Origin of the sequence: Legionella sp. (assembly GCF_965140895.1) — a bacterium.
Taxonomy (GTDB): domain Bacteria; phylum Pseudomonadota; class Gammaproteobacteria; order Legionellales; family Legionellaceae; genus Legionella.
Genome location: NZ_CBCSKT010000128.1, coordinates 17565 through 41875, shown reverse-complemented (window position 1 = coordinate 41875; position 24311 = coordinate 17565). Strand labels below are relative to the sequence as shown.

The window sequence follows — 24311 nt, the reverse complement described above, 5'->3', positions numbered from 1 at the left end:
AGATGGATTAAAGCGTGCAACCGACGTGATGATTGCGGGTAAAATTGCTCTAATTTTAGGTTATGGTGATGTGGGTAAAGGTTGTGCCCAAGCTCTGCGTGGACAAGGTGCAACGGTCTTTATCGCTGAAATTGATCCTATTTGTGCCTTACAAGCAGCAATGGAAGGGTATCGGGTTGTTACTTTAGATGATGTGGCTGAGCAAGTTGACATCGTGGTGACGGCAACTGGTAACTACCATGTAGTGACTCATGAGCATATGAAGCGTATGCGTAACCAAGCCATCTTATGCAACATTGGTCATTTTGATTCTGAAATTGATGTTCACAGTTTAAAGCAGTATCAATGGGAAAACATTAAACCTCAGGTTGACCATGTTATTTTCCCAGATGGTAAACGTATTATTCTATTAGCCGAAGGACGTTTAGTTAATTTAGGTTGCGCAACCGGACATCCAAGTTTTGTTATGTCAGCCTCCTTTACTAACCAGGTTCTAGCGCAAATTGAATTATTCCAACATGCAGCGAACTACGAAAGACAGGTTTATGTTTTACCTAAAGTTTTAGATGAAAAAGTAGCTCGTTTGCATTTGGGACGCATCGGTGCGAAATTAACGCTCTTAACTCAAGAGCAAGCGCAGTATTTGGGTCTTGATGTTAAAGGACCATACAAGCCTGAACATTATCGTTATTAATATCATCAATGTAGCCTGGTTGCTTGCACCAGTCTTTTCTTAAATAGCAACCAAACACAAGGCTGGGCTGTATAGCTCAGCCTACGCTATTTGATTGGAACAGTCCCCCAGGTTGTAAAATAAAACATTGAGACTAAACTTATATCAGAGTAACAAATTATGAGTTAACGCCTATGTCTCTAAAAAAGGATCATACGTTAAATGACAAAATCAATTCCACGAAATACAATTCGGTGCGGGAGGGGGGAGATTTACTGAAAAAAATTAAAGATCTGGATGATTTAAGTCGTGCCAAAGAACATTGCCAAGAATATATTGATGAGTTTGTTGTTCTGAATTTTTCTTATAATAACCAATCGGTTAATAAATTGGTTCAAGAAACCTATGAACAAATTAATGCAGCACGGAACGAAACAGAGCTTGATGAAATTCAGGTAAGTCTGAAGTCCATTTTAAATAAGATCGTGAGTAATCATGTGATTGATCAAGCCAAAAAAGTATGCGAAACCTTTCTGCATGGCATTGAGAACTGCGCAAAAAATGACGTGAGCATGGACAAGTTTCTCATCGAGAAGCGGCAAGTTATTGCACAAACTCACAGTGAAGCTGAAATAACAACAATCACTAAAGATTTGTACCGAGTATTAGAACGAATGCAAGTTACCACGATGTTTAATAATCAGCGTTTTAAAGCTGAATTCCACAATATAAAATCGTCACAAGACGGACTAAAGAATGAGCCAGATGGCACTTTTTTTGAACCCTAATCATAGAAATTAAAGCCCCTATTCTTGTTTTGATATTTATCTTATACTGGGTTGCGCTTTATCCATTTTATAAGGAGATTGGGGTATGCACACTAAAGCAGGGATTATCGGTTTAGGGCTTTTATCCATGGCTCAAGGGGCTTTGGCTCTTCCTAATCAAGACAGTATTCACATTATTATTAAATACAAACAACAAATAAAAAATACGATTTCGTTAAAATCGCAAATTGCTCAATTTTCACAGTTACCTGTTCAAGAATTAAAACCTATGGCGAATGGGGCGTACTCCTTAATCATCGATGTTCCAGCTAATTTCGCGCAAGAGAAAACAGATCCTACGACTCTTGTTCTCGAGCGTCTGCGTAAAAATCCAGAAGTATTATATGCGGAAAAAGACCGAATAGGTCATTTTACGCCTGTGCCCGACCCAAAAATGTATAACCTGGTTGATTTACTAACCCATGAAAGCCAATGGGATGAATTTGAGCGCCCTGCGGGAGTGATGCTAGAATCGAAGCCCGGCTCGCGAGATGGTGCTTGGGCTTATACGACCGGATTAGCAAAAAAGCCCATAGTGGTTGCTGTATTGGATACCGGAATTTCCTTACATGACAGTTTAATCAATAACTTGGTTAAAGACAGTGAGGGCAAAATTTGGGGATGGAATTTTGCTGCGAACAATAACAATTTAAAAGATGAAACTAAGTCATTTCATGGAACTCATGTCGCTGGAACAATTGCAGGATATGGCAATGTGATGAATGGTATGGGCGAAGATTTAAAAATTTTACCTGTAAAAATTCCTGCAGCCTCGGGCATGTTTTATGAAAGTGCGGTAGTGAATGCAATTTATTGGTCTGTTGGTGGTGAAGTTCCTGGAATTCCTAACAATATTCATCCAGCTAAAGTACTTAATATGAGTTTTGGGATTGATAGAGGACCAAAGGATGAAATCGATTTTTGTGACCAAGCACTACAAGAGGCTGTCTTTTTTGCGCGGAATCAAGGGGCTGTACTGATTGCTGCAGCAGGAAATGATAATCGTTGGGAACATTATAACGCTCCTGCTGTCTGTAATGGGGTAGTTAAAGTTGCCTCCACCGGTCCTGAAGGATTACGTTCATATTTCTCAAACTATGGCCCAGGAATTACTCTGGCAGCACCAGGTGGGGATAAGCGTTATGGCTTATGGGGTGGCATCTTATCTACAGTAAATCCTGGTGGTGGCTACAATGGTTCAGGATTTGATTATTATCAGGGTACCAGTATGGCAACGCCACATGTGGCTGGGGTTACCGGATTAATATTCTCTGCGAGCGATAAAGTTTTAAGCCCAGAGCAGATAGAACAAATTCTATTTACTACTACTCATGATTTTGGTGTCAGTGCAGATTCTAATAAATCTTGTGTGGGCAAAAAGCCTTGCGGACATGGAATTTTAGATGCTGAAAATGCAGTGAAGGCGGCAATCGCGGCTTATGATGTGCTCTTTACTTCACCAAAAATAAAGCAGTTAGCTACTCAAGACTGTGGGAAAAATAGTTTATCAGCAGATGCGAAACGCATACAGGTTGGGAATGCGGTTTGGCTACAGGTTCAGACCGGATGTGAACCACTAATAAATTACCAAAAACCACAACTTGTGCAGCGTAAAGATGGGAGTATAATCGCGTCATATGGTTCTGTTAGTTACCGACTAGATCAAACCGCTTACAAATCCTGCCAAATTGTTGGTTATGATGGCATCGGCTGTTATTTGTAAAAAACAGGCTTACGAATCCTTCTTTACCCCTCTTTATGCTTCTGGGAGAGGGGATTTTCCTTGTAATTAATGGGGAATGTCTTAAAATTCACTCTATGTTAAATACACTTTTTATGTAGAGAGTTTCATGTCTGATTTTTATCAGGAGTTCAATACACGACGCACTTTTGCGATCATTTCTCACCCTGATGCCGGTAAAACCACCGTGACTGAAAAGTTATTGCTATTCGGAGGTGCTATTCAGATGGCGGGGACGGTTAAAGGCCGTAAAGCGGATCGACACGCTACTTCCGACTGGATGGAAATGGAAAAAGAGCGCGGAATTTCGATTACCACCTCCGTGATGCAGTTTGTGCATAACCAGCATGTGATGAACTTGTTGGATACTCCAGGACACGAAGATTTCTCGGAAGATACTTATCGTACCCTAACTGCGGTAGATTCAGCACTGATGGTTATCGATGTGGCGAAAGGGGTTGAGGATAGAACCGTTAAATTAATGGAAGTATGTCGTTTACGTGATACGCCAATTATGACGTTCATTAATAAATTGGACCGCGAGGGTCGTGAGCCTATTGATTTGCTGGATGAGGTGGAATCGGTTCTAGGTATTAAATGCGCTCCTGTAACCTGGCCGGTGGGGATGGGTAAGCGTTTTAAAGGTATTTATCACCGCTATCAAGATATTGTTTATCTCTATGAGCCAGGTAAGAATGCGCAAAAACAAGATGCCTTACAAATCAAAGGCTTGAATAATCCGCAATTGGATGAGCTACTTGGGGATGGTGCCCAAGAGTTGCGTGATGAAATTGAGCTGGTTAAGGGCGCATCGCATGAATTTGATTTAGATGAGTATTTAGCAGGTAAGATGACACCAGTCTACTTCGGTTCGGCAATCAACAATTTTGGTATTAAAGAGCTCTTGGACGATTATGTTCGTTATGCTCCAGGCCCTCAACCACGAGCGACTCAAGAGCGAATAGTTTCTGCTGATGAAGAACCTTTTTCTGGCTTTGTATTTAAAATCCAGGCGAATATGGATCCCAAGCATCGCGACCGAATTGCCTTTTTAAGAGTGTGTTCAGGAACTTACAAGAAGGGGATGAAGTTATCTCATTTACGTATTGGTAAGGAAGTGCAGATTTCTAATGCCTTAACCTTTATGGCGGGTGATCGCTCCCATACCGAAATGGCTCTAGCTGGCGACATTATTGGTCTACATAACCACGGTACCATTCGTATTGGTGATACCTTTACTCAAGGGGAACAATTAAAGTTCACCGGTATTCCGAATTTTGCTCCTGAACTATTTCGTCTAGTTCGTTTACGCGATCCGTTGAAGAGCAAGGCCTTATTAAAAGGATTAATTGAATTGTCCGAAGAGGGGGCAACTCAGGTATTTAGACCTTTAAACAGTAACCAATTGATTTTAGGGGCTGTAGGGGTGTTGCAGTTTGATGTAGTCGCACATCGTTTAAAGCATGAATATAAAGTGGATTGCGTCTATGAAGCAGCTAATATCAGTTGTGCGCGCTGGGTTTATGCTGAAGATGATAAGGCGATGGCAGAGTTTCGTACTAAGGCTTATGATTATTTGGCTTTAGATGGTGGTGATGCCCTGATGTATCTTGCTCCAACGCGTGTTAATTTAACTATGGCTGAAGAGCGTTATCCGAAGATTAAATTCCAGGCGACGCGAGAACATTAATTTTATCAATGTACTACGGGGATTTGTGTCACAACACTCCGTAGTATGACTTTGTCTAATACGGGCTACGTGACCGTGTGTGATTCCTGTTTTTTAGCTTTCCGTACGCCCCAACTACGACTACAATTATTATGCGTATCTTAAATAATTAATGGCTGTTGGGGGAAAAATGCCACTTTTTAGCGAAATTCAAAACGAGAATGAATTAATTGAGGGAATTAATTATTATTTCTACTCCAGACCCATGTCGGTTGTTAATTTCAAACGTTTACAGATTCCACTTCCTCAGCCTTTAAGAGAATTGATTTCAGATGATAAACGCTATTTGTTTCGTATTCGTTCCTCCCATGGATTGCTGCATGTGCTTGCTGCGGCAGAGCTGATTAGCCAGATTGATGAGATTTATATTCAATATGTTCAGGGATATACGGTCGCATTAGATGAGATTGCGCAAACCTTTCGTATTGGTCAGGATTATTTACTGGATTTAATTCGTATCGCGGTTTTATTGCATGATTCAGGGCGAGAAGGGGATGGCATTGATTTATGGGATGCTAAAAGTGCTGACAATTGCCGTAATTTTATAATGCAAATGAATATTCGGGCTGATTTAGCGACGCTAATTGCAGATACCATTCGCCATAAAGATGACTCGAAAGAATTTCAACGCAAATACCTGCATATTCACCTTAAAATCGATTTTTTAAGGCACTTAGTGAATATGGCTGATACGCTTGAAGTCATTCGTACACGCGATGTTTTTAAGCCTGAATATATGCCCATTGCCAAATTGGTTAATGAAAAAATAATGGTGCAACAGATTATTCCTCGGCTGCTAGTGCCGCATCGGCAATTGATTATTGAGCAAGGGCGTCTAGCTAAAAATGGTGAAATTGAGTTTGACGGCAGTAAATATCAATTTGATGATTCCGCATACTCTGTGCAAGCCGGTATTGATTCATCGTTAATGTTTGCTGCTTACTTGGAAAAAGTACAGCGCTTTAATTTATCCGTACTTGAAATTAATCAACGAAATTTACCCAGTGTATTGCAGAGGGCGATTCGTGGGATAGAAAACTATCTTGAAGATCATAAAAATCCAGGAGTTCAGTTTTTCCATAATGGTAGCTTTAGTCCACGTTATCATAGCCCGGTAGAGCTAAGCCGTGCCCGTTTTTATCGTTCTATTTTAAAGAGCGCTGAGCAACCTAATACAGAAAAAATGAAGGCCTTATGCGCTTTGTTTGTCAGTAAAGAGGGAAGTACCCTTAAAGAGGCCGTAACGCGTAGTTTTAATCAGGGAAATGAGGAAACTATACGTTCTGAGTTGTATGATTTGATTCAGCCTGATAGGGATGAGCAGGATGTTATTAATGGGGTGAATCAGGATATTGAGCGGTATATTTGTCGGGCTAATGGGATTCGGTAGCTACGGTAAGTCATTCAGGTGGACGTTAGCAAGACTGTATATTGGGCTATAGCCCAATATACAGTCTTTATAAATTATAGTTTAATACGTCGTACAACTCGCTTTAACCGTCATCTGGCTTAAATTAGTAATTTCAACACGAGCACCTGAATCAGCACTTAATCTCAACGTTTCTCCGTTAAATACAGGAACCTGCATCGATTCACCCGCAGTTAACGGGATATCATTAATTTTACCTTTTTTAGCTATAGCTACGACATTTAGTGGGGCACTAGAATTTTCTGTGGTAATCATGCAATTAGCGCTTATAGTCCAAAACATGTAATTTGCTAGTACTAGTGGTTGATTAGGTCGAAACTCATAATCAACAGTAACTGCGCGTGCTTGGCTTTCATTGGTTTCTAAAGAATAAGCGTGAGTATTTAACGAGGCAGCCATACATAATAAACCGAAGCCTATTTTTCTTAGCATAAATAACTCCAAAGTAAAAAATAACTCGTTAAGATACATTTTTTTTGTTTATTTGGCAAACTTGGAGGCTATTTATAAGAGAACAAGCATATAATTGAATCAATTTGTAAAACAGATCAACCCGAACGTAGTGAGGAAGCTTCTGTATGGCTTGGAGCTTCCTCACTACGTTCGGGATAACGGATTATAATTCTTCCAGTGCTTTTGAAATGGATTCGGTCATCATTTTTGCATCACCGAAAAGCATATAGGTATTATCATGGTAGAACAGTTCATTTTCTACGCCAGCATAACCAGGCGACATACTGCGTTTTACGAATAATACCGTTTTCGCTTTTTCTACTTCTAAAACGGGCATACCATAGATGGGGGAGCTAGGGTCTGTTTTTGCAGCGGGGTTGGTTATATCATTAGCACCAATAACAAACGCTACATCACAGGTTGCAAAATCACGGTTGATTTCACTTTGTTCAAACACACGGTCGTAAGGAATATTCGCCTCAGCAAGCAATACGTTCATATGACCAGGCATACGACCTGCTACAGGATGAATCGCAAAGCGTACACGGATTGAACGTTTTTCTAAGGCATCAACCAGCTCTTTTACCGCGTGTTGCGCATGAGCTACCGCCATACCATAACCTGGTACAATAATTACATCTTTAGCATTGCTGAGTAGGAACGCAGCATCTTCACCGTTCGCTTGGCGAACGTTGCGCGATTCACCTCCAGCAATCACTTGGGATGATACTCCAGAGGATTGTATACCGCCAAAAATCACATTAAATATAGAGCGGTTCATGCCCACACACATAATGTAACTCAGGATTGCCCCGCTGGCACCAACCAAGGCTCCAGTAATAACTAAAAGGTTATTATTTAAGGTAAAACCAATACCTGCAGCCGCCCATCCTGAATAGGAGTTCAGCATGGAAATTACTACCGGCATGTCCGCACCACCAATTGGGATAATGAGCAGGACTCCAATTAAAAAGGATAAGCCGGCCATGATGCAAAATAAGGTCAGTGTTTGGTTAATAAAAAATGCAACTAAGGCTGCTAAAATCGCTAGAGCAATAAGCAGGTTTACACCATTTTGGCCGGGAAATTTTATGGGTACACCGGACATGATGCCTTGTAATTTTAAAAATGCGATTACAGAGCCTGAAAAGGTAATCGCTCCAATAATTAAACCTAAACTCATTTCGACAAGGCTTGCTTTGGCTATATCGCCAGTAGAACCAATGTGAAATGACTCCGGGGCTAGGAAGGCGCAGAAGGCTACGAGGACTACAGCCATACCCACTAAGGAGTGGAAGGCGGCAACCAATTGCGGAATTGCGGTCATCTTAATTTTTAAAGCAATAAAAGTACCAATAATACCGCCGGCAATGATCAAACAAATTAGTATTAGATGATGATGTGTAGTTGGCATCATCAGTGTAGAACCTACTGCCAAAATCATCCCTGTAATTCCCAGTAGATTTCCTTTTCGTGCACTGACAGGGCTAGCTAAGCCTTTAAGCGCCAGGATAAAGCATATGGCCGCCAATAAGTAAAATAGGGGAACCAGGTTTGTCATAGAATCCATCCTTTATTTTTATTTTTATAAAAGGTCACTCCCAATACCTGCGTACCGCGAAACGTAGGTGTTGGGCGACGTACTACTTATTTTTTATACATACTTAGCATGCGCTGTGTAACCACAAAGCCACCAAAAATATTAATTGACGTGATAAATATAGCAAAACCACCAATCCAGGTTATTTGCCCGATAAATTGACTTCCTGTGGCGATAAGAGCCCCTAAGATGATAATACTGGAAATCGCATTAGTAACTGACATTAACGGCGTATGTAAGGCAGGAGTTACTTTCCATACCACGTAATATCCTACAAAACATGCCAGAACGAAAATGGTGAGTACGGTAACATAGTTCTCATGCATTTTGTGTCTCCTTAGTTGCCTGGAACGGTAAATATTCGCCTTGATGGCAAAGAATTGCTTGCTGAATGATCTCATCTTTTGGATTAAATTGTATCTCAGTGGATTTATCCGTTAATAAATTCATGAGATGAACCAAGTTATTCGCATAGAGATCACTGGCTGTTGCTGGCACCAGGCCTGCCATATTACTAATACCAACAATAGTAACATTTCCGTGTTTAATTGTTTCATCAACTACGCTGAGCTCACAATTGCCGCCTCGTGACGTAGCTAAATCAACAATTATCGAGCCAGACTTCATTCCCTCTACCGTGTTTTTGTGCACGAGAATAGGGGCTTTTCTGCCAGGAATTAAGGCTGTAGATATTACGATGTCAGCCATTTTGGCGTATTGATCGATAAGTTCTGCTTGCAGCTTTTTGTATTCGTCGCTGGTTTCAGAGGCGTAGCCGCCTTTGGTTTCGCTGTCTTGTTCTTGGCTGACTTCTACGAATTCTGCCCCAAGACTTTCAACCTGCTCTTTAGCTGCGCGCCGTACGTCAAAGGCATAAACTACAGCACCTAGGCGTTTGGCTGTAGCAATAGCTTGTAATCCGGCAACTCCAGCACCGAGAATTAGTATTTTGGCAGGTTGAATCATTCCTGCTGCGGTCATCATCATTGGAATTGCGCGCTGAAATTGGTTGGTAGCCTCTAAAACCGCCCGATATCCGGCGAGGTTTGCCTGGGAAGATAAGCTATCCATGCTTTGAGCACGGCTAATACGTGGAATTAAGTTCATTGATAATAAGCTAATGGTGTTTTGCAAGCACCAGGTGATGAGCTCAGCCTGTGGTTCGTTATCAATATGGCCAATGATGAGGGCTCCAGCGGGTAAGCCTGCTAAATCTTTGGGGTTGGGTTCATTAATACAAAGGAGAACGTTCGTTTTTCCCAGGATTGATTTTCGGTCTTTGCTGACGTGTACACCGAGTTGTTCGTAGTCTTTATCAGCAAAGCCTGAATATTGGCCTGCATTTGATTCAATAATTACTTCAAATCCTGATTTGATATAGTGCTTTGCAGAGTTAGGCGTAATCGCTACTCGTGTTTCGTGACCTTTTTCCAATAGGGCTGCGATAATCATGGCAAATCCTTTACCTAAATTGAGTTTTTATCTTATTGTAATTTAATCTGTTTAGCCAGTGTCCTAAATAAAGAAAGGGCGTATCACTACGCCCTTTGCTCGAATTGGTATAGACAGTAAGATTGAGTACAGTCCTTATTCACTAAAGTGGACTCCTCCGGAGTATTTTAGGCTTCTTACAATTTCTAAGCATGCACACCATACTCTCAATCTGGCTCCCAATGTCGTGCTGTTGGCTGAACAATGTGTACCGTCTATGCTTCAATCATAGGCCAGCCTCTGTGGGAATGCCAATAAATTTGCGGATTTTATTGCAAAGATTGTGTAAGGGCTTTTTTCTCGGGTTTAAGCACCCCGTCTAAATGAAATGCCACCAAAGGAAACACCAAAGGGTGGTCTTCGGGTTGCCTGAGTAGAAACACGGGGATGTTCTTTGGTTGTACGTAGGAATAGTTGCGTGTAATAAAGCGTTCCTTGCTTGTCGCGAATCACGCCAATACCCGTTAGATCGTAATTTCCCACAATATTTCTTTTATGGCCTGAGCTACGTACCCATTGCTGAACTACGATCTGGGCGCTTTTGTAATTATAAGCAACGTTTTCTGCGCCTGCGCCTGTGTTTTTTATTTTTTTGTGCAGACGAGCTATGCGCTTGGAAAAATCTTGATGGCCAAAGGGCATTCTATGAGCCGCCATATCTAGAGAATGCTGTCTGGCTTCTCGTACCATGTTGTTATCCATTTTCAATGGGGATAAACCATGTTGTTTGCGATAGGCATTAATATGAACTAATACCGCATTTTGGATGGCGGTTTCACTTTCCACGGCTTGGGGCTTGGCCTTTGCATACGCGTTAGATAAGTATGCAAATACGATGAGGCCTAAAATGAAGCGTATATTTTTTTTTAAATGCATGCTGACTCACCTGTCTTGATTTATGTGTGGTCCGCATGGTGACTAAAAATCTGTCATTTGTCTAGGGTTGGTGTGAGTTAATTTTGTTCAAAAGTTGGGTTGCCGATTGTTTTTTGATAAAAACTAATCTAATAGCCTATTACGTGAACGCTTGTGTCCGCGCTCGCGTAGAAGGATGGTTAACACGAATAGACTCTAATGTGTTAACCGTTTAATCGTTTCTTGCAAGTTTTCAACTTCGCCAGAGAAATGATAATAGATTCGATTATTCGTACAATCGACAATGCATAATTGTTCCTGGGGATTATTATTAAATTGTTTAAATACCCAAAATAAGCCATCGTAGTGTTGTTTTTCTATTTCAGAAAGCAAGTCTACCATCTTTTCTTTTTGTAACTCGAAATGAGGATAAAGAAAGCCACGAGAGCCGCGCGTTACTTTATAGGCAAAATGATTTTCTTTCATGATGACACTCTCTTGTTCAAAAATTGGCCATATATTAGAATTATAGCCTTTTGTGGTGAGAAAACACGGGGGAGATGGGGCATTATTTATAAGAACGATCTTTGATGTTCTTCCGTCATTGCAAACGAAGGCGAAGCACGGAACCCTATTTCACCTTCATACGCCATGACGTCATAAGCTAGTTACAAATTAACAGAAAGCCCTACTAAAACCGCATGTAGAGTAGGGATATTGGTTAGATTTGTTCTTTTCGAATATGCGTCCAGTTGAGCATTCGGTTTATTTCCGTAGATTCCTTGGTACAACAAACTCAAACTGGCTAAAGCAGTAATTGGGTAACCAAATCCAGCTTGTACTTCGCCGGCTAGTTGGGAAATTTCATTAACCGGGATACGATTAATTTTCCAATGCCGGTATGCAATACCGCCTTTTAGCTGGGCGAAAAAGGCACTGTCAAACAAAGGATCTGTTTTTGTTGTAATTAGCAAGTCTATAACAGGAGATAAAGTCGTATGCACTGGACTCCAGCGGAGACGGCTTAGTGATTTTTTAGGAATAGTGAGGCAAATTTTATTACCTGTTTGCAGCCCTAATTCGAGGCCTAGGGCGATATCGCCAGCAAGTAGTAATTCGTTACCAAGAGCTAATCTGCCTAAGGCTGAATTTTTATCATTCGCAACAACTTGGTAATTAGCACTGCCAACACTAGCCGTAATTGACCATGGCTGGTCTTGAGACGTGAGTGTCGGAATGTAGCTTACTGCATGAGTAGTGAATGAAAACAAAATTCCTACAGCAGTAGATAGTTGTGCAAAGCATCTCTTCATTGTTTTATCCCTAAATGCATTAGTTTATATCTGCTGGGAATAGGGGCAGTGACCCTTGTTTTGGCGGAGAGAGAGGGATTCGAACCCTCGATACGTTTCCGTATACACACTTTCCAGGCGTGCGCCTTCGACCGCTCGGCCATCTCTCCAATGCGGCAAGCTTATACATGTCAGCTAATAAAATCAACCCTTATACACTCAGAATGCATGTTTTTATTGCATTCAATGTTTATATTTGTATATCGTGTATACTAAAATGAAGATGATCAATGGTTTTAAAGGAATTAAGTTATGTTCATGCGACTTCTCATTTTGTCATTGACGTATTTATTCGCAAGTCCGTTGTGGGCAATTACCTGCTATTATACTTTGGCAAAAGATAATTGCTGGCTAAAATATGATGTGACGGTTGACGTGCTGGATGCCCTAAGCGCAAAAGTATTAACCAGCATTACGGTACCTGCAGGTCAAGCTTGGGGACGTGTTACCTTTCCCTGTGAAACCAATGGACAAAAGTTGATGTATCGTGCCCACTATTCCCCTTATTTTTGGGAGAGTGAAAAAGGAAAGGTTTATTCAGCGAAAAATTACTGGTCTTTGCCTAATGAGATAAAGCCTGGCGATTCAGCATGGAATGTTTCCGTATGTTATCCGTCTGACTTTGCTGCCGTGCCATTACCGCCTGAAGCAACAAATAATTGCCAATGTGATTTTTCCAATATTCCAGTTATTCCGCCAAAACAATTATAATCTCCAAATTCCTTTCCCGATTATGGGAAAGGGGCATTGCCATTAAGTTAAGGATTTGTCATTCCTTTATCGACAGGAATGACACTTATTATTTATGAGGAGGCCAAGAAATTGATTACCTTGAGAAATAAAATTGGTCAAATGCTGATTATGGGATTTTCTGGCAGTGAAATTCATGATCGCAGCCCCGTTGCAGAATGGTTATCACAGGATGGTTTAGGTGGGGTCATATTATTTGATCGTGATGTAGTTAGCGGTGGTTACGGCAAGAATTTAAAGAACCCACAGCAAATAAAGCAATTGATTCATCAGCTGAATCATTATTCTGCACAACACTATGATGAAGATAGTGAGCGGATGCCTTTATTTACGGCAATTGATTACGAGGGTGGGGCTATTGATCAATTAACTCATGTTGAAGACTCCATACCCACGATGTCTGCTTTAAGCATGGCTCATTTAGCTGAAGATGCTTTGGAGGCGGAACTATCTCAAATGGCTGAAACCATAAGCTCTCTGGGGTTTAATCTCGATTTCGCTCCAGTAGTTGATTTACACATGCATGATGAGCGGGGCATTATTGGTGCGATGCAACGTAGTTTTTCAGATAATCCTGAGGTAGTAGCTCGTCTTGCTCGTCAGTTTGTGCGCGTATTTCGCCGTTACGGTGTTGCCACCTGTTATAAACATTTTCCAGGTCATGGCAGTGCTGTAGGAGATTCTCATGAGGGCTTTGTTGATGTAACCGAGACTTTTTCAGATGCGGAATTAGCTCCTTATTATGAACTAGTCAGGGATGTTGATCAGCCAACCATGATTATGACTGCCCATGTCATAAATAGAAATTTGGATTCGCAAGGAGTACCTGCTACTTTATCTCATGCAATGTTGACTGACTTATTACGTAAAGAAATGGGCTATGATGGCGTCATTATTAGTGATGACCTGCAAATGCAAGCAATTACGGATCACTATTCCCTGGATAAGGCTTTGCAACTCACAATAAATGCGGGTTCCGATATGATAATCTTTTCAAATCAATGGGATAATATTACCGCACCCGAGGTTATTGAACGAATAGAACACTTAGTGTTAACGCAAAAAATTCATTCACAACGCATCGAGGAGGCCTACCGACGGGTTATACGCCTAAAACAAAGCCTAATATATTGAAGATCCGTACTAAATTCTCTTGACGCAGGCGCCGGATATGTTAGAATAAGCGCTTGTTGTACATATTTTAATCAGATATTAAAGGTTTATATGCTTTTACACACCCGATACCAGAATTCTCATTCTATAAACTTAAACGCTAAGTTCCTTTCTTGTTGTTGCTGCTATTAATCATTTTTTAGTTATCTGTTTTTTATCTGTTTATTTTAAGGATTTAATATGTGTGCAGCACATCATCAAAAGAAAAATTTCATGTTAAGTACCCCAATTATCTATGCCTTGATGATTGGTTTGGGAATTCTGAGTGGCATGTCGGGTATCGCTTTTTTAAAGGATATTGGCTTACTGGTTTCTGATTTATTTATTAAGCTGTTTAAGTGCATTAGCTTACCTATTATTTCTTTATCCATTATTGTCACCTTAGCGAATTATACAACTGATGGATTAATGAAAAAAATTTGGCAACGTACGATTAAATATACGTTTTCAACAACTATTGTTGCCGCAACGATTAGTTGCCTTTTGTATATCATAATTCAACCTAGTTCGGTACAAGTAAATATCAATGCACAACACCTTACTCAATCAGCTAATAGTCTGGGATATTTTGGGCATCTGGCAAATATCATTCCTACGAACTTATTAGCTCCATTCCTTGAACAACAGGTTATGGGGGTTTTATTTTTGAGTATTATTATTGGTATTGCGGTTCGTCAAATTCCTGAAGACGGTGCACGTGAGACACTAACCTCTTTTTTCCGTGGCGCTCACGGTATGTTTTTAGTCATGACTCGCTGGATTATTGCGATTATTCCTATAGGGTTATTTGGATTTATAACCTCCACAGTGGTTCAGTTGCAGTCAGGTAAGGAGCTTAAGGGAATTTGGCAATATTTATTAATCATTGTCTTGGCAAACCTGATTCAAGGTTTTGTAGTTCTACCTTTGTGGCTTAAGAAAAATAAAATTAAGCCTTTTGCGGCAATGCGTGCCATGTTGCCTGCTTTATCTGTAGCCTTCTTTTCTAAGTCTTCAGTAGGAACGTTACCTGTAACGATGAACACTATAGAAAATAATTTAGAGGTAAAACCGGGGGTAAGTCGTTTCGTTCTCCCTTTATGCACAAGCATCAATATGAATGGTTGTGCGGCTTTTATTTTTGCTACGGTAATTTACTTGATGCAAAATCATGGTATGCCCATTACTTATGCTACGATGGCGCTCTGGGTGGTGGTCGCTACTGTTGCGGCGATTGGTAATGCTGGTGTGCCTATGGGATGTTTTTTTCTCAGTGTTAGCCTGTTATCCAGTATGAATGTTCCTTTTGAATTGATGGGCATAATTTTACCTTTCTATGGCTTAATTGATATGTTGGAAACTGCGCTTAATGTTTGGTCTGATGCTTGTGTCACTAAGATTGTTAATGATAAAGCTTTGGCTGAGGAGCAAGTGGAGCTGCAATCCAAACGTCGTTCTTCTTTTGCAGCGGAATTGGGTTAGTAGATTGGGCTGTTAAACCTAAACCCAGCCATTTTGATGAATTTTGCTAAAGCTAACACCTACGGCAAAGACATTCTTGCCATCGATGGAGATATTTCTTCAGACTGAGTGCGAGGAAATTTTTCAGTAAACAACCTATAAGCTCGGGCCGCTTGGGGGAGGGGGAACTCCCCGGATTTATTTAAGGGGTTTTCTCTGAATGGATGACGATGGGATGCCAATTCTTGCAGTACCATGTTGCCTTGGGCTGATTTTTGCTGTGCAATATGAAATCGTTCTAAAAGGGGCACTTTAGCCATAGCCTCTTCAATTCGTTGTGCTTTTGCGTTCATACCTATAGTATAGAAACGGCTTTCGTTACGAAATTTAGCGATAATTTCATGAATTTCTTTAATCACAGGATGCTTAGCCATTTGCTTTACAAGATTTTTTAATTCTGATTTTATTTGTTCCAGTTTTTCTGTCGTTTTGGCATTGTCAATATCACGCAGATTTTTCTCTTTAAACTGCACCATCTCTAAATCCACTTTCCCAAATCGGAATTTTTCTATTTCTTTTAATAGAGAAGCACAGGTTTTTTTTAGCTCGCCAATTTGCATATTTTCGCAAATTTTGTCTTTTAGGGCATTTAGTTTTTGCTCTAAATCAGGGAACTCTTCGGTGTTTGTTATTTGGGCAAGACATTCCTTCGCGCCACTAATGGCCTTATCAATTTCCAGGTCATTGAACCCACGTTTATATTGCTCAAATTGAGTAATATAAACGTGATAGTGTTCTAATGCTAACAAAAACTCATGCGCAGATTTTATTTTGGTTAGTTCATTAATTACCTCATCCATTGATGGGCGGTGTTGGCTGTTTTTCTGAGTTAATTTTGCTATGAGTGCTTTTAATAAGTCACCAGAAGGGGTGAGAAAAATGGGCGCGGAGAAATCGGTCTTTTTCCCGATTACATTGTCTAGATCTGGTGCTTTGGTTAAAAATTGATAGAGGTTCTTTCCGAGCATGAATGTATGAGCCTTATCCGCAGAACTTGGGAGAGGCATACGAGAATTTAATTCAGGTGGTATTAGATCCACTGTGCCGGTGATGCCATAAAACCAATAATTTTCCGGGATGTTTATATCGAGAAGGCCGGATTCATCAATAAACAAAAATGATTTGGTATCAGCTAGTTTTAAAATCCCATTATTGAGTAGCCAATTAGAGTTTTTCATATCGGTAAAGGCGCAGCCATCGCGAACAATATTTCTTAAGAGGCTTGCCATTTGCAGATAGATATCAAGCGCTAGAGAGACTAGCTCACTGATAGGGCGTGAAAACTGGGCATGGCTTTCCAAATCAGAGCCTTGACAATAATCGGTAACCAGGAGTGTGCGGGTAATACATTTTCTTTTATTATTAATAAAGCTTGCATCACGCTCAGCCCATATTGAGGTGCATACATTTTCTAATGAGCGCTTTCTTAGGTGGATGTCTGCATGGCGAGGATATTTTTCACGAAAATCTATTTTAAGAACAAAGTGTTGTCCGGTACGCGTATTGGTTATTTTAAAATTATGAGAATTCCTACCGCCCAAACTCATTATTGCGTGGGTTTGTAAAAACACTTGAAAGCCTTTATAACCTTCTTCGTGGGGCAAATATAAATTGATGAGCTCGAGTTGATTGAAACCTGCACCTTCAAATAGAATTTTTAACAAATTATCCACTTTTTCTGGAGGCATATTGGCTATAAGCTCAGGTAGTGACGTTGAGTCAACCTGTGGCTGCTTTAAAGCGAGCTGAGCCTCTAAAGTGTGTTCTTGTAGGGAGCTAACATTCAAATAAGTAAATTCATTTTTAATTTCTTTAAATAATTTATGGTGAATTATTTGTTGATATTGAGGACATGAAGCGATGATTTGTTGTGGAAATCGACTACTTAATGCTTTTTGCGTTTGGTAGATTTGATATAGAAATAAGCGCTTATTACGGCAATTTTCTTCACTATTATACTTTTCTATTAAGGCATTCAATTCCGTAAATTCGATGGCCAGATCAGTATAAAACTGCTTGAGTTTCTCATCAGTTATGGAATCAGGTTCTTTAATAGAACAAATAGGGCTTATTTTTCCCATAATTAAGAAAAGGAGTGAAAGAAAAACGCTATCATATATCCTTTGTTAATGAACATCCAGTGTGTATCCTCAATGTTCTTCTTGTTTGTTTCATTTTCATTTCCACCGACGTTGTTGGGCGGTGGAAATGGGAGTGGGTCAAAGAGCATCAATTTTTTCTTTATCTAACGACCAAAGGCCATGGGTTTTACTGTTTGGGATTGGGTTGCAAGCATCGATGGTTATCATATTTTTCGCAGTGATTCGTAAAGTATTGTTTTAATCCAGAAACAAATATGGTTTCACCATTATCCATAAGAAAAACGCGTTCAGGTTGCAATTCAGCATAGTTCGAATCTCGTAAGATACCTTTGTACAAAGAACCTGCATTGGCAAATAACCATTTATCGAGGAAGGGAAGAACTTTATCTGCATTATTTGAGTAAAAGTTTTCATACACATCGGTAAACAATTTGTTTTTCATTTCATAATTGCTTTTGAAATAGAAATTACTGCGATCGCGTCGGTATTCAGTAAATGGTGGTTTAATTGGATTTTTTTTCATTCCTGCAGCAAAGCTTAAAGAAATAATAAGTCCCTTAGCAGATTCAACTTTGAATTGGCTGCCAAATAGGTTAGAGCCATTATATTCATGGAGGTAGTTTTCTAAATAGGCGATGGCCTCATCACTTACAGGATCAAAATAACTATTAATGATGAATTGAGTGGCGAGAAATGTTTGCGGATCATAATGACAGCTTATATAAATAGCATGGATAAAGTGCTCATTGGCTATATTGTTAACCAAGAGTTTATTGATTTGGTTATGAACTTCATTGCAGGTTATTTGTTGGTCCTTTATCTCACTTTCCATACGAATAATCTGTGTTGGATAATCGATGCTGCGAGTTAGTAACTTCAGCTGACTTGGGGCGGCCGATTCATTAGAGTAACTCATTGTTTGGGTATCTTTTGCAGGGGTTGGGGTTAGTGACATGATTTGAGGATTATCATTCGGTTGGCTAAATGCGAAAAGCGGCACCAAAATAAGCGCGGCAATTAAGTAATTAAATTTCATAACAAACTCCTTTTTCTGTAGCCTTATATTGCATCCTTGGCGGATCACATTGTGATGGCTCACATTTTGAGTATAGATGAGGTGTTTTAGAATTAGCCACTTTGTTTATTAATAAAAAAATAATTAATTCGCAAGAAATATCTTGGTTTGGTTTTGAACAAACCAGGGATGCCTTGGGCATGAATAAGTGTGAGGGAGTTCTTTTATAGGGCATTAAACTCTTCGGAATGGGATAGTCGCTTACAACTTATCTAGTGGGAGACTTGGTTAAGTTTGCGTTTTGCTTGGTTGATTTATGGAACTCTTCAATCAGCCCCCATTTCTGGTATACCTCATAAAGACGTTCGGCACTACTTAGCATGTCACCTTCTGTTTAAAAAACTGAGGATACCTCCGGCTGTTAAATCCAGTAACCGCCTATATTGGATTATTTTTATAGTGTAATGACTTTGCATTAATTTGCTCATTGAGAGCGCTTAGCCTCTTTTCATAATTAACAATAGTTACTTCTGGATTTACTTGTTTAATGAATTCGCTTAAAGCATGAATATCACAGTCAAGCCGTTTAAATTGCTTATTAACGTGCTTATATTGTTCGGTAGTTAGAGGGGAGGAATTAATACTATCCGCTAGTAGTTGATTGTATTTATTCCTTTTGTCCCATAATAAATCAAAGCTATTATTTATCAAAGCCTTATATCTATCTAGCTCAGCATATAATTGCGCAATAATTTGCCGAAACTGAACAAGATGTTCAGTTTCGGCTTGATTTTCAAGCGACTCAACAGTTTTTTTAAAATCCTTAAAAAAATTTAGATGACTCATTTCTATTTCCTATTTGATTTCAAATTTACTTGATAAACCATGCTCAGGATCTTCAGGTTTGATGTTGGATTTTTTATGGATCTGCGCAAGCCCATCTTCCGCTTTAGTCGTCCTTTTATTCAGTTGTTGGCTAATAACCATAACTTGTTGAATCAAGTTATGAACGTCTGAGGAATGTATGGGAGTATCTTCATTATCTGTGCCTTCAACCGTATTGGATGCCTGATATTGATGTTCATCATAGACTACTTTTGCGCCCAAGGTAGCCCCCCCAACAGCGAGTCCCACTCCAAAACCAACTGCTGCTGCAACTGTAAGCCCAACTAATCCAACACCTAAGGGTGCCAAAATGCCTGTGGCAGTTAGTGCTAATCCAACTCCGACTCCAATTAAGGTGAGCAAGGCTATACCTGACAACTTTAGCCAATTACGTGATAAAAATGTACTTTTAGAGTTTGTAACTTCAGACTCAGTGCTTTGCTCCATCCCTGTAGAATGTTCAGAATCAACGTCTTCTTCCACTATCTGATGCTCTGCTGTTTCAGGTTTTACGTAATCTGTCAGCGTTAACTTTATACCTAATTTGCTTTTAACATTGCTCTGAATAATCTCAACTTTCTTTCTTAAATCGTTCTGTAATGACTCTTGGTCCTCTTCCGAAAAATGTGTTGATATGTATTTTGCGATTTGATGGAAGCATTGATTAAAAATCGAGGGATCTTGGCTAAGAAAAGCTTTAGCTTGAGGATGTTCAAAAAATAATTCTAATGCAATACTACTTCGATTCGTACATTCATCAACTGCCTTTTTTCTTGATTGAGCATTATCCGGCGCAAAAGCCTTGTCGGCAAGAGAACTAAGTAATGCATTAGGAAGCATTGAAAGTTTTAGTCGGGCAAATAATTTTTCTTTTATATAATCAGAATCGTCCTGTATATGAGAAGCTGCGTGATAAATTCCTCTTCTAGGCCCGGTTAATATATCCTGGTCATACTTTTCTTTTGAAACGTTGGAAATAACATCACAGTGATCAAAATCAATTTTAGTTAGATGTCCTTGATAAATATCTGTAGAAGACAACCCGAAATTTTCAATGTTTGCGTCAGTTTCCTTAACAAAGTTGGTCACTTCGTCAATAATACCTGAGCCAGGGAATATCCTCATCTCTTCTTCTATATATCTTTTTCTATCACTACGAATACTGCCATCTATTACGGATACTGCATAACCAGAAATCCCTCGTGAAGCAGCCAGGTGATTATCTAATAAACGTTCTGAAGAGAAATGGGTGGGGCTTACTAAAGTAGCGATTTTGGACGCTAAAACCGCGTCAGGAGAATAACGTTCTACTCCACGAACAAAAAGTATTTTTTTACCATTCGTAGCGACAAAAGTATTGTCACCCGTATCACCCTGAGCGATTTTACTTACCATTTTGTATGGGTAATAGCCATCACTGTCTTTAATTCCTTTTTTTAACGGGAATTTTTCATCTTTAATAACCCTTAATGTTAAAGGATAAAAGGGTTTACTTAAATTGTATCCATGGAAATTATCAGTCGTAGGTAACTTGCCAACCAATCTCAGTGCATTAATTGCAAAGGGTATCTCCGTGACAATCTGATTTAGTTGAGAAGGCATAATTCCCGGATATGAGAAGAAAGTATTTGCCTCATATATCGAAACGTGATGAGTAAAGAGTTGATTACAATTTAATAAGCCAATGTATTGCTTCGCATTCGCTCCTGAGCTTTGAGGTATTTCTCGACCTTGTTTTAAATTACTATCAATACTAGTAGCCGTGTTTTCAATTTCTTTTTTATTCTCTATATAGTTATCAGTGCTTATAGTGGAAAGTAGATGAATTATGCAGTCTTTCACTCTTTTATCAAGTGTTGACAACTGTTTTGAAAAAGCATGAAACTCTTTTTCACCTATCAACTCATGATTGTTAAATTTTGCTATAAATTCAACTATGCTATTAGAAATTTCAACATCTTTTATCTTCTGTGTTGAAATGTAATTCGTAGAACTTAATTTATCGGAGGATTTTAGATAGTTCCCTAACAATTCGTTCAGGTTCATATTGTGTTCTCTTTTATGACTTTATTGTCATTATTTTAGCAAGAAATTATTAAGGCTTTATTAATGCCCCGATTTAATAAACCAGGTCCGGAACCAATTCCTTACAATGGCGCATGACCCGCTGATTTTCTGGAGGCAGGCTGAGGTAGTCGCCAAATTGCTGGGTTAATAGTTCTGGCGCATTATTGGGAATATTAAAACTACCCGTTTCAAATATGGCTCGTTTTAAAGGGTAAATGTCTTCGTGTTTTAAGCAGTTTTTTCCTACACAATTATAACCACGTCCCAAATACGGGCTGTCGCTATTGTTTGCTTTTTGAATGATGTTGTTCAAGCTCGATTCCAACATGGACTTAGGAAGAAGCTTCCCTAGCGCTTTATAAACCCCTGCATGGTGGCCAATACTAACTGCACCATATTTAGTGCTCAGAACGCGTGAGATTTTTTTTGCTAAAAATTTATAACGCTTACGTTGCTTTTGATCTTCAGGCATACGGTCGTAAACAAATACATCGATAAAAATCCCTTGTACATAGGGTTCATTACCGTGCTCATGTTTTTCAATATAACGGCTGGCACGATCTCTAATTTTTAATGGGGTTGCCATATTAAAATAGCCTGGATCGGTATGGATGGTTTGCAGCCAGATGTGAGCGGGAAGTTCTTGTGGGGCGATGCGTAAGAATTCTTCATAGCTTGCTCGAGGCATCGCGATGTCCATATCATCATCCCAAGGGATAAATCCTTGGTGACGGACAGCACCTAAAAGTGTGCCGGCATCAAGCCAATAATCCAGACCATGCTTGAGACAAATGGCATCGATAACTTCCAGCATGGCTAGCATTTTTAATTGAGCTTGCCTTAAACGACCATCGCTTAAGGCGGTATCCGCTGAATGTGGATTGATTTGTTTTTCTAAGGCCATGGATTATGTTCCGCTGTTTTGCTTGCACGCAGTATAAAATAAATTTTTCTGCCGGGCTACTTAAGCCCTAATGCGTTTTACCCAGTCTTGTTTAGGCTGTGCTCTGAGATAGATGCTTATTTTTTGACCTGCCGATAAATCTTGCATGGTGACTTTTTTTCTTATAGTGTATCACCGTGTTATTGTGATATTACGAGTGTTTCATGTCTGATATTCAAACCCATGCAGAGCCTTCGTGTGATGCTTTTTTATCTGCGTTAGCAAACGAGGTTGCTGGATGCACTCGTTGTCCTCTGCATCAGACCCGTAAGCAAACCGTCTTTTTTCGTGGTAGCCCGCAAGCGCAACTGATGATTATTGGAGAGGCCCCTGGTTTTTATGAGGATCAGCAAGGTAGACCCTTTGTTGGAAAAGCCGGTGGTTTATTGAACCAGATGATGCGCAGTGTGAATTTGTTTGAGAATGATTTTTATATTGCCAATGTTTTGAAATGCCGTCCTCCGAATAATCGCGATCCTAAATTAGAAGAAATCATGCAATGCAGTACTTATTTGGAGCAGCAAATCGAACTTATCCAGCCTGATCTTATTTTGGCTTTGGGGCGTTTTGCCGGCCAGTTTTTACTTAATAAACCTGTGCCGTTAAACCAATTACGTAACCGGATTCATTATTATAAGAAGATACCGTTTATGGTTAGCTATCATCCTGCATACTTGTTGAGAAGGCCTGTCGATAAGAAAAAAACGTATGCTGATTTGCTTGCGGTGCGGCGCTTTTTAGCGGAAGGGGGGGGCGGTGACTTTAGTTGAAATTCCCAATGTTTGGGCCCTTTGGCCCAAACCACAAACAACTATTCTTTAGGCATAGCGGCTTCAACATCATTAGTAATATCAATCAATGAATTATCAGAAAAAACTACTGAGTTAGAATTTAACACCGCGTTAAGTTGTTTTTCTTTAGCAATTTTATCAACGGTTGATTTTACCAAGTCAGTGAATTTTTTGAGTCCAGCTGCTTGCTCTTCTTGAATTTTTTTCTGGTACGCTTGGCTCATTTTATTTAATTGCGTTTGTGCTGCAGTAATTTCTTGAGCTACAGATTTCTTTTTGTCATTGCTGGTTTCTTCATAAGAACTCATTAACGTCTGTATCTTGGCCTTTTGAGCCTGTAATTTTTCTTCCATACCTTTTACGTCTTCTTGAAGGGCTTTGCTGGTGTTTTGGATGAATGCTGATTTGCCATACAATTCAGTAACATTGACCACGCCGATTTTTAATTGATCCGCTGCCTGAGCAAATGGTGCGCAACATGCTAATAAGATAAATCCTAATATTTTTTTCATAAAAAATTCCCTGATGAGTTAAATTACGAAGGTCATCATAGGGGGAATTATTAAAGAGTTCAAGCACCGTTTTTGATGTTTTTATTTTAAAAATAAATTAGTTAGATGTAAGTATATTGACGTCTTTTTGTTCTTTTTCAGGGGTATTGGATTCTGAATCTGTAGGTAAAGCGCATTGCCATAGAAGATATCTATTTTGCACGTTACAGGAAATAGAATAGGTAATCTGGGCGATTGTTGTTGAGGCTACCACCACTCCTGTATTGATTGCGGCCTTACAAAATAGACTTAACATAATCATTTTCCTTTATTGATAAGGTTTATATTCTATCTTTAACGCGATAAAAATCACTCTTTTTTCTATTTGTACGTAAATATGGCTTAAGACCGAATTACCGCTGTCAAGCCGCGGGATGTCGGAAT

The 24311-nt window shown here is 39.6% G+C and carries 23 protein-coding genes, 1 tRNA gene and 1 pseudogene; 9 read left to right on the top strand and 16 right to left on the bottom strand.

Annotated elements, in window-relative coordinates; all coding sequences use genetic code 11:
- From ACQY7T_RS12700 to ACQY7T_RS12680, 5 genes are all read left to right on the top strand, one after another.
- Positions 1-694 (top strand): adenosylhomocysteinase (locus tag ACQY7T_RS12700; RefSeq protein ID WP_428413882.1); only part of this gene is annotated, 694 nt, incomplete at its 5' end.
- 173 nt (positions 695-867) lie between these two features.
- Entirely contained in the window at positions 868-1461 is a 594-nt protein-coding gene (locus tag ACQY7T_RS12695) for a hypothetical protein (protein WP_428413881.1), read from the top strand.
- 85 nt (positions 1462-1546) lie between these two features.
- Positions 1547-3223 (top strand): S8 family serine peptidase, encoded by a 1677-nt coding sequence (locus ACQY7T_RS12690; RefSeq protein WP_428413880.1) that lies wholly within the window; start codon positions 1547-1549, stop codon positions 3221-3223.
- Positions 3224-3350: 127 nt separating this feature from the next.
- Positions 3351-4931, top strand: coding sequence for a peptide chain release factor 3 (locus ACQY7T_RS12685; RefSeq protein WP_428413879.1), 1581 nt, complete (start codon positions 3351-3353; stop codon positions 4929-4931).
- A gap of 169 nt (positions 4932-5100) precedes the next feature.
- On the top strand, positions 5101-6360 hold the full coding sequence (locus tag ACQY7T_RS12680) for a hypothetical protein (protein WP_428413878.1): 1260 nt from the start codon (positions 5101-5103) through the stop codon (positions 6358-6360).
- Between the two features lie 81 nt (positions 6361-6441).
- Here ACQY7T_RS12680 and ACQY7T_RS12675 read toward each other — a convergent pair whose 3' ends face one another.
- From ACQY7T_RS12675 to ACQY7T_RS12640, 8 genes are all read right to left on the bottom strand, one after another.
- On the bottom strand, positions 6442-6831 hold the full coding sequence (locus ACQY7T_RS12675; protein WP_428413877.1) for a hypothetical protein: 390 nt from the start codon (positions 6829-6831) through the stop codon (positions 6442-6444).
- Between the two features lie 184 nt (positions 6832-7015).
- On the bottom strand, positions 7016-8413 hold the full coding sequence (locus ACQY7T_RS12670) for an NAD(P)(+) transhydrogenase (Re/Si-specific) subunit beta (RefSeq protein ID WP_428413875.1): 1398 nt from the start codon (positions 8411-8413) through the stop codon (positions 7016-7018).
- An 86-nt stretch (positions 8414-8499) separates the two neighbouring features.
- Entirely contained in the window at positions 8500-8778 is a 279-nt protein-coding gene (locus ACQY7T_RS12665) for a proton-translocating transhydrogenase family protein (RefSeq protein WP_428413874.1), read from the bottom strand.
- Entirely contained in the window at positions 8771-9904 is a 1134-nt protein-coding gene (locus ACQY7T_RS12660; protein ID WP_428413873.1) for a Re/Si-specific NAD(P)(+) transhydrogenase subunit alpha, read from the bottom strand. The genes ACQY7T_RS12665 and ACQY7T_RS12660 overlap by 8 nt, the downstream gene beginning before the upstream one ends.
- A 345-nt stretch (positions 9905-10249) precedes the next feature.
- A complete protein-coding gene (locus ACQY7T_RS12655) occupies positions 10250-10819 on the bottom strand; it encodes a CAP domain-containing protein (RefSeq protein ID WP_428413871.1) in 570 nt (189 codons plus the stop codon).
- Positions 10820-11014: 195 nt separating this feature from the next.
- Positions 11015-11284: a hypothetical protein gene (locus ACQY7T_RS12650; RefSeq protein WP_428413870.1), complete on the bottom strand. Its 270-nt coding sequence runs from the start codon at positions 11282-11284 to the stop codon at positions 11015-11017.
- A 182-nt stretch (positions 11285-11466) separates the two neighbouring features.
- Positions 11467-12111 carry a hypothetical protein gene (locus ACQY7T_RS12645; protein ID WP_428413869.1) on the bottom strand — a complete coding sequence of 215 codons (645 nt, stop codon included), beginning with the start codon at positions 12109-12111 and terminating at the stop codon, positions 11467-11469.
- A 61-nt stretch (positions 12112-12172) separates the two neighbouring features.
- Positions 12173-12260 (bottom strand) — tRNA-Ser (locus tag ACQY7T_RS12640).
- Positions 12261-12402: 142 nt separating this feature from the next.
- On the opposite strand from ACQY7T_RS12640, the gene ACQY7T_RS12635 reads away from it, so the two are divergent.
- From ACQY7T_RS12635 to ACQY7T_RS12625, 3 genes are all read left to right on the top strand, one after another.
- On the top strand, positions 12403-12861 hold the full coding sequence (locus ACQY7T_RS12635; RefSeq protein WP_428413868.1) for a hypothetical protein: 459 nt from the start codon (positions 12403-12405) through the stop codon (positions 12859-12861).
- Positions 12862-12972: 111 nt separating this feature from the next.
- Complete coding sequence (locus ACQY7T_RS12630; protein WP_428413885.1) at positions 12973-14034, top strand: glycoside hydrolase family 3 N-terminal domain-containing protein; 1062 nt, start codon at positions 12973-12975, stop codon at positions 14032-14034.
- 219 nt (positions 14035-14253) lie between these two features.
- Complete coding sequence (locus tag ACQY7T_RS12625) at positions 14254-15534, top strand: dicarboxylate/amino acid:cation symporter (protein ID WP_428413867.1); 1281 nt, start codon at positions 14254-14256, stop codon at positions 15532-15534.
- 59 nt (positions 15535-15593) lie between these two features.
- On the opposite strand, the gene ACQY7T_RS12620 is transcribed toward ACQY7T_RS12625, so the two are convergent.
- The 6 genes and pseudogenes from ACQY7T_RS12620 to ACQY7T_RS12595 all read right to left on the bottom strand — a co-directional run bounded on the left by ACQY7T_RS12620 (position 15594) and on the right by ACQY7T_RS12595 (position 22546).
- Positions 15594-17654 (bottom strand): hypothetical protein, encoded by a 2061-nt coding sequence (locus ACQY7T_RS12620; RefSeq protein WP_428413866.1) that lies wholly within the window; start codon positions 17652-17654, stop codon positions 15594-15596.
- Positions 17655-17841: 187 nt separating this feature from the next.
- Positions 17842-18711, bottom strand: coding sequence for an Lpg0189 family type II secretion system effector (locus tag ACQY7T_RS12615; RefSeq protein ID WP_428413865.1), 870 nt, complete (start codon positions 18709-18711; stop codon positions 17842-17844).
- Between the two features lie 250 nt (positions 18712-18961).
- Positions 18962-19075, bottom strand: a pseudogene (locus ACQY7T_RS12610) (IS701 family transposase); the annotation flags it as partial.
- Positions 19076-19128: 53 nt separating this feature from the next.
- Positions 19129-19536 carry a hypothetical protein gene (locus tag ACQY7T_RS12605; RefSeq protein ID WP_428413864.1) on the bottom strand — a complete coding sequence of 136 codons (408 nt, stop codon included), beginning with the start codon at positions 19534-19536 and terminating at the stop codon, positions 19129-19131.
- A gap of 9 nt (positions 19537-19545) precedes the next feature.
- Positions 19546-21621 (bottom strand): hypothetical protein, encoded by a 2076-nt coding sequence (locus ACQY7T_RS12600; RefSeq protein WP_428413863.1) that lies wholly within the window; start codon positions 21619-21621, stop codon positions 19546-19548.
- A gap of 73 nt (positions 21622-21694) precedes the next feature.
- Positions 21695-22546, bottom strand: coding sequence for a LicD family protein (locus ACQY7T_RS12595; RefSeq protein WP_428413862.1), 852 nt, complete (start codon positions 22544-22546; stop codon positions 21695-21697).
- Between the two features lie 203 nt (positions 22547-22749).
- On the opposite strand from ACQY7T_RS12595, the gene ACQY7T_RS12590 reads away from it, so the two are divergent.
- Positions 22750-23355 (top strand): uracil-DNA glycosylase, encoded by a 606-nt coding sequence (locus tag ACQY7T_RS12590; protein ID WP_428413861.1) that lies wholly within the window; start codon positions 22750-22752, stop codon positions 23353-23355.
- 41 nt (positions 23356-23396) lie between these two features.
- Here the strand turns inward: ACQY7T_RS12590 and ACQY7T_RS12585 are convergent, their stop codons facing one another.
- Both ACQY7T_RS12585 and ACQY7T_RS12580 read right to left on the bottom strand, forming a co-directional pair.
- Positions 23397-23888 (bottom strand): OmpH family outer membrane protein, encoded by a 492-nt coding sequence (locus tag ACQY7T_RS12585; RefSeq protein ID WP_428413860.1) that lies wholly within the window; start codon positions 23886-23888, stop codon positions 23397-23399.
- A 97-nt stretch (positions 23889-23985) separates the two neighbouring features.
- Positions 23986-24183, bottom strand: a complete 198-nt coding sequence (locus ACQY7T_RS12580; protein ID WP_428413859.1) for a hypothetical protein — start codon at positions 24181-24183, stop codon at positions 23986-23988.
- Positions 24184-24311: the final 128 nt, after the last annotated feature.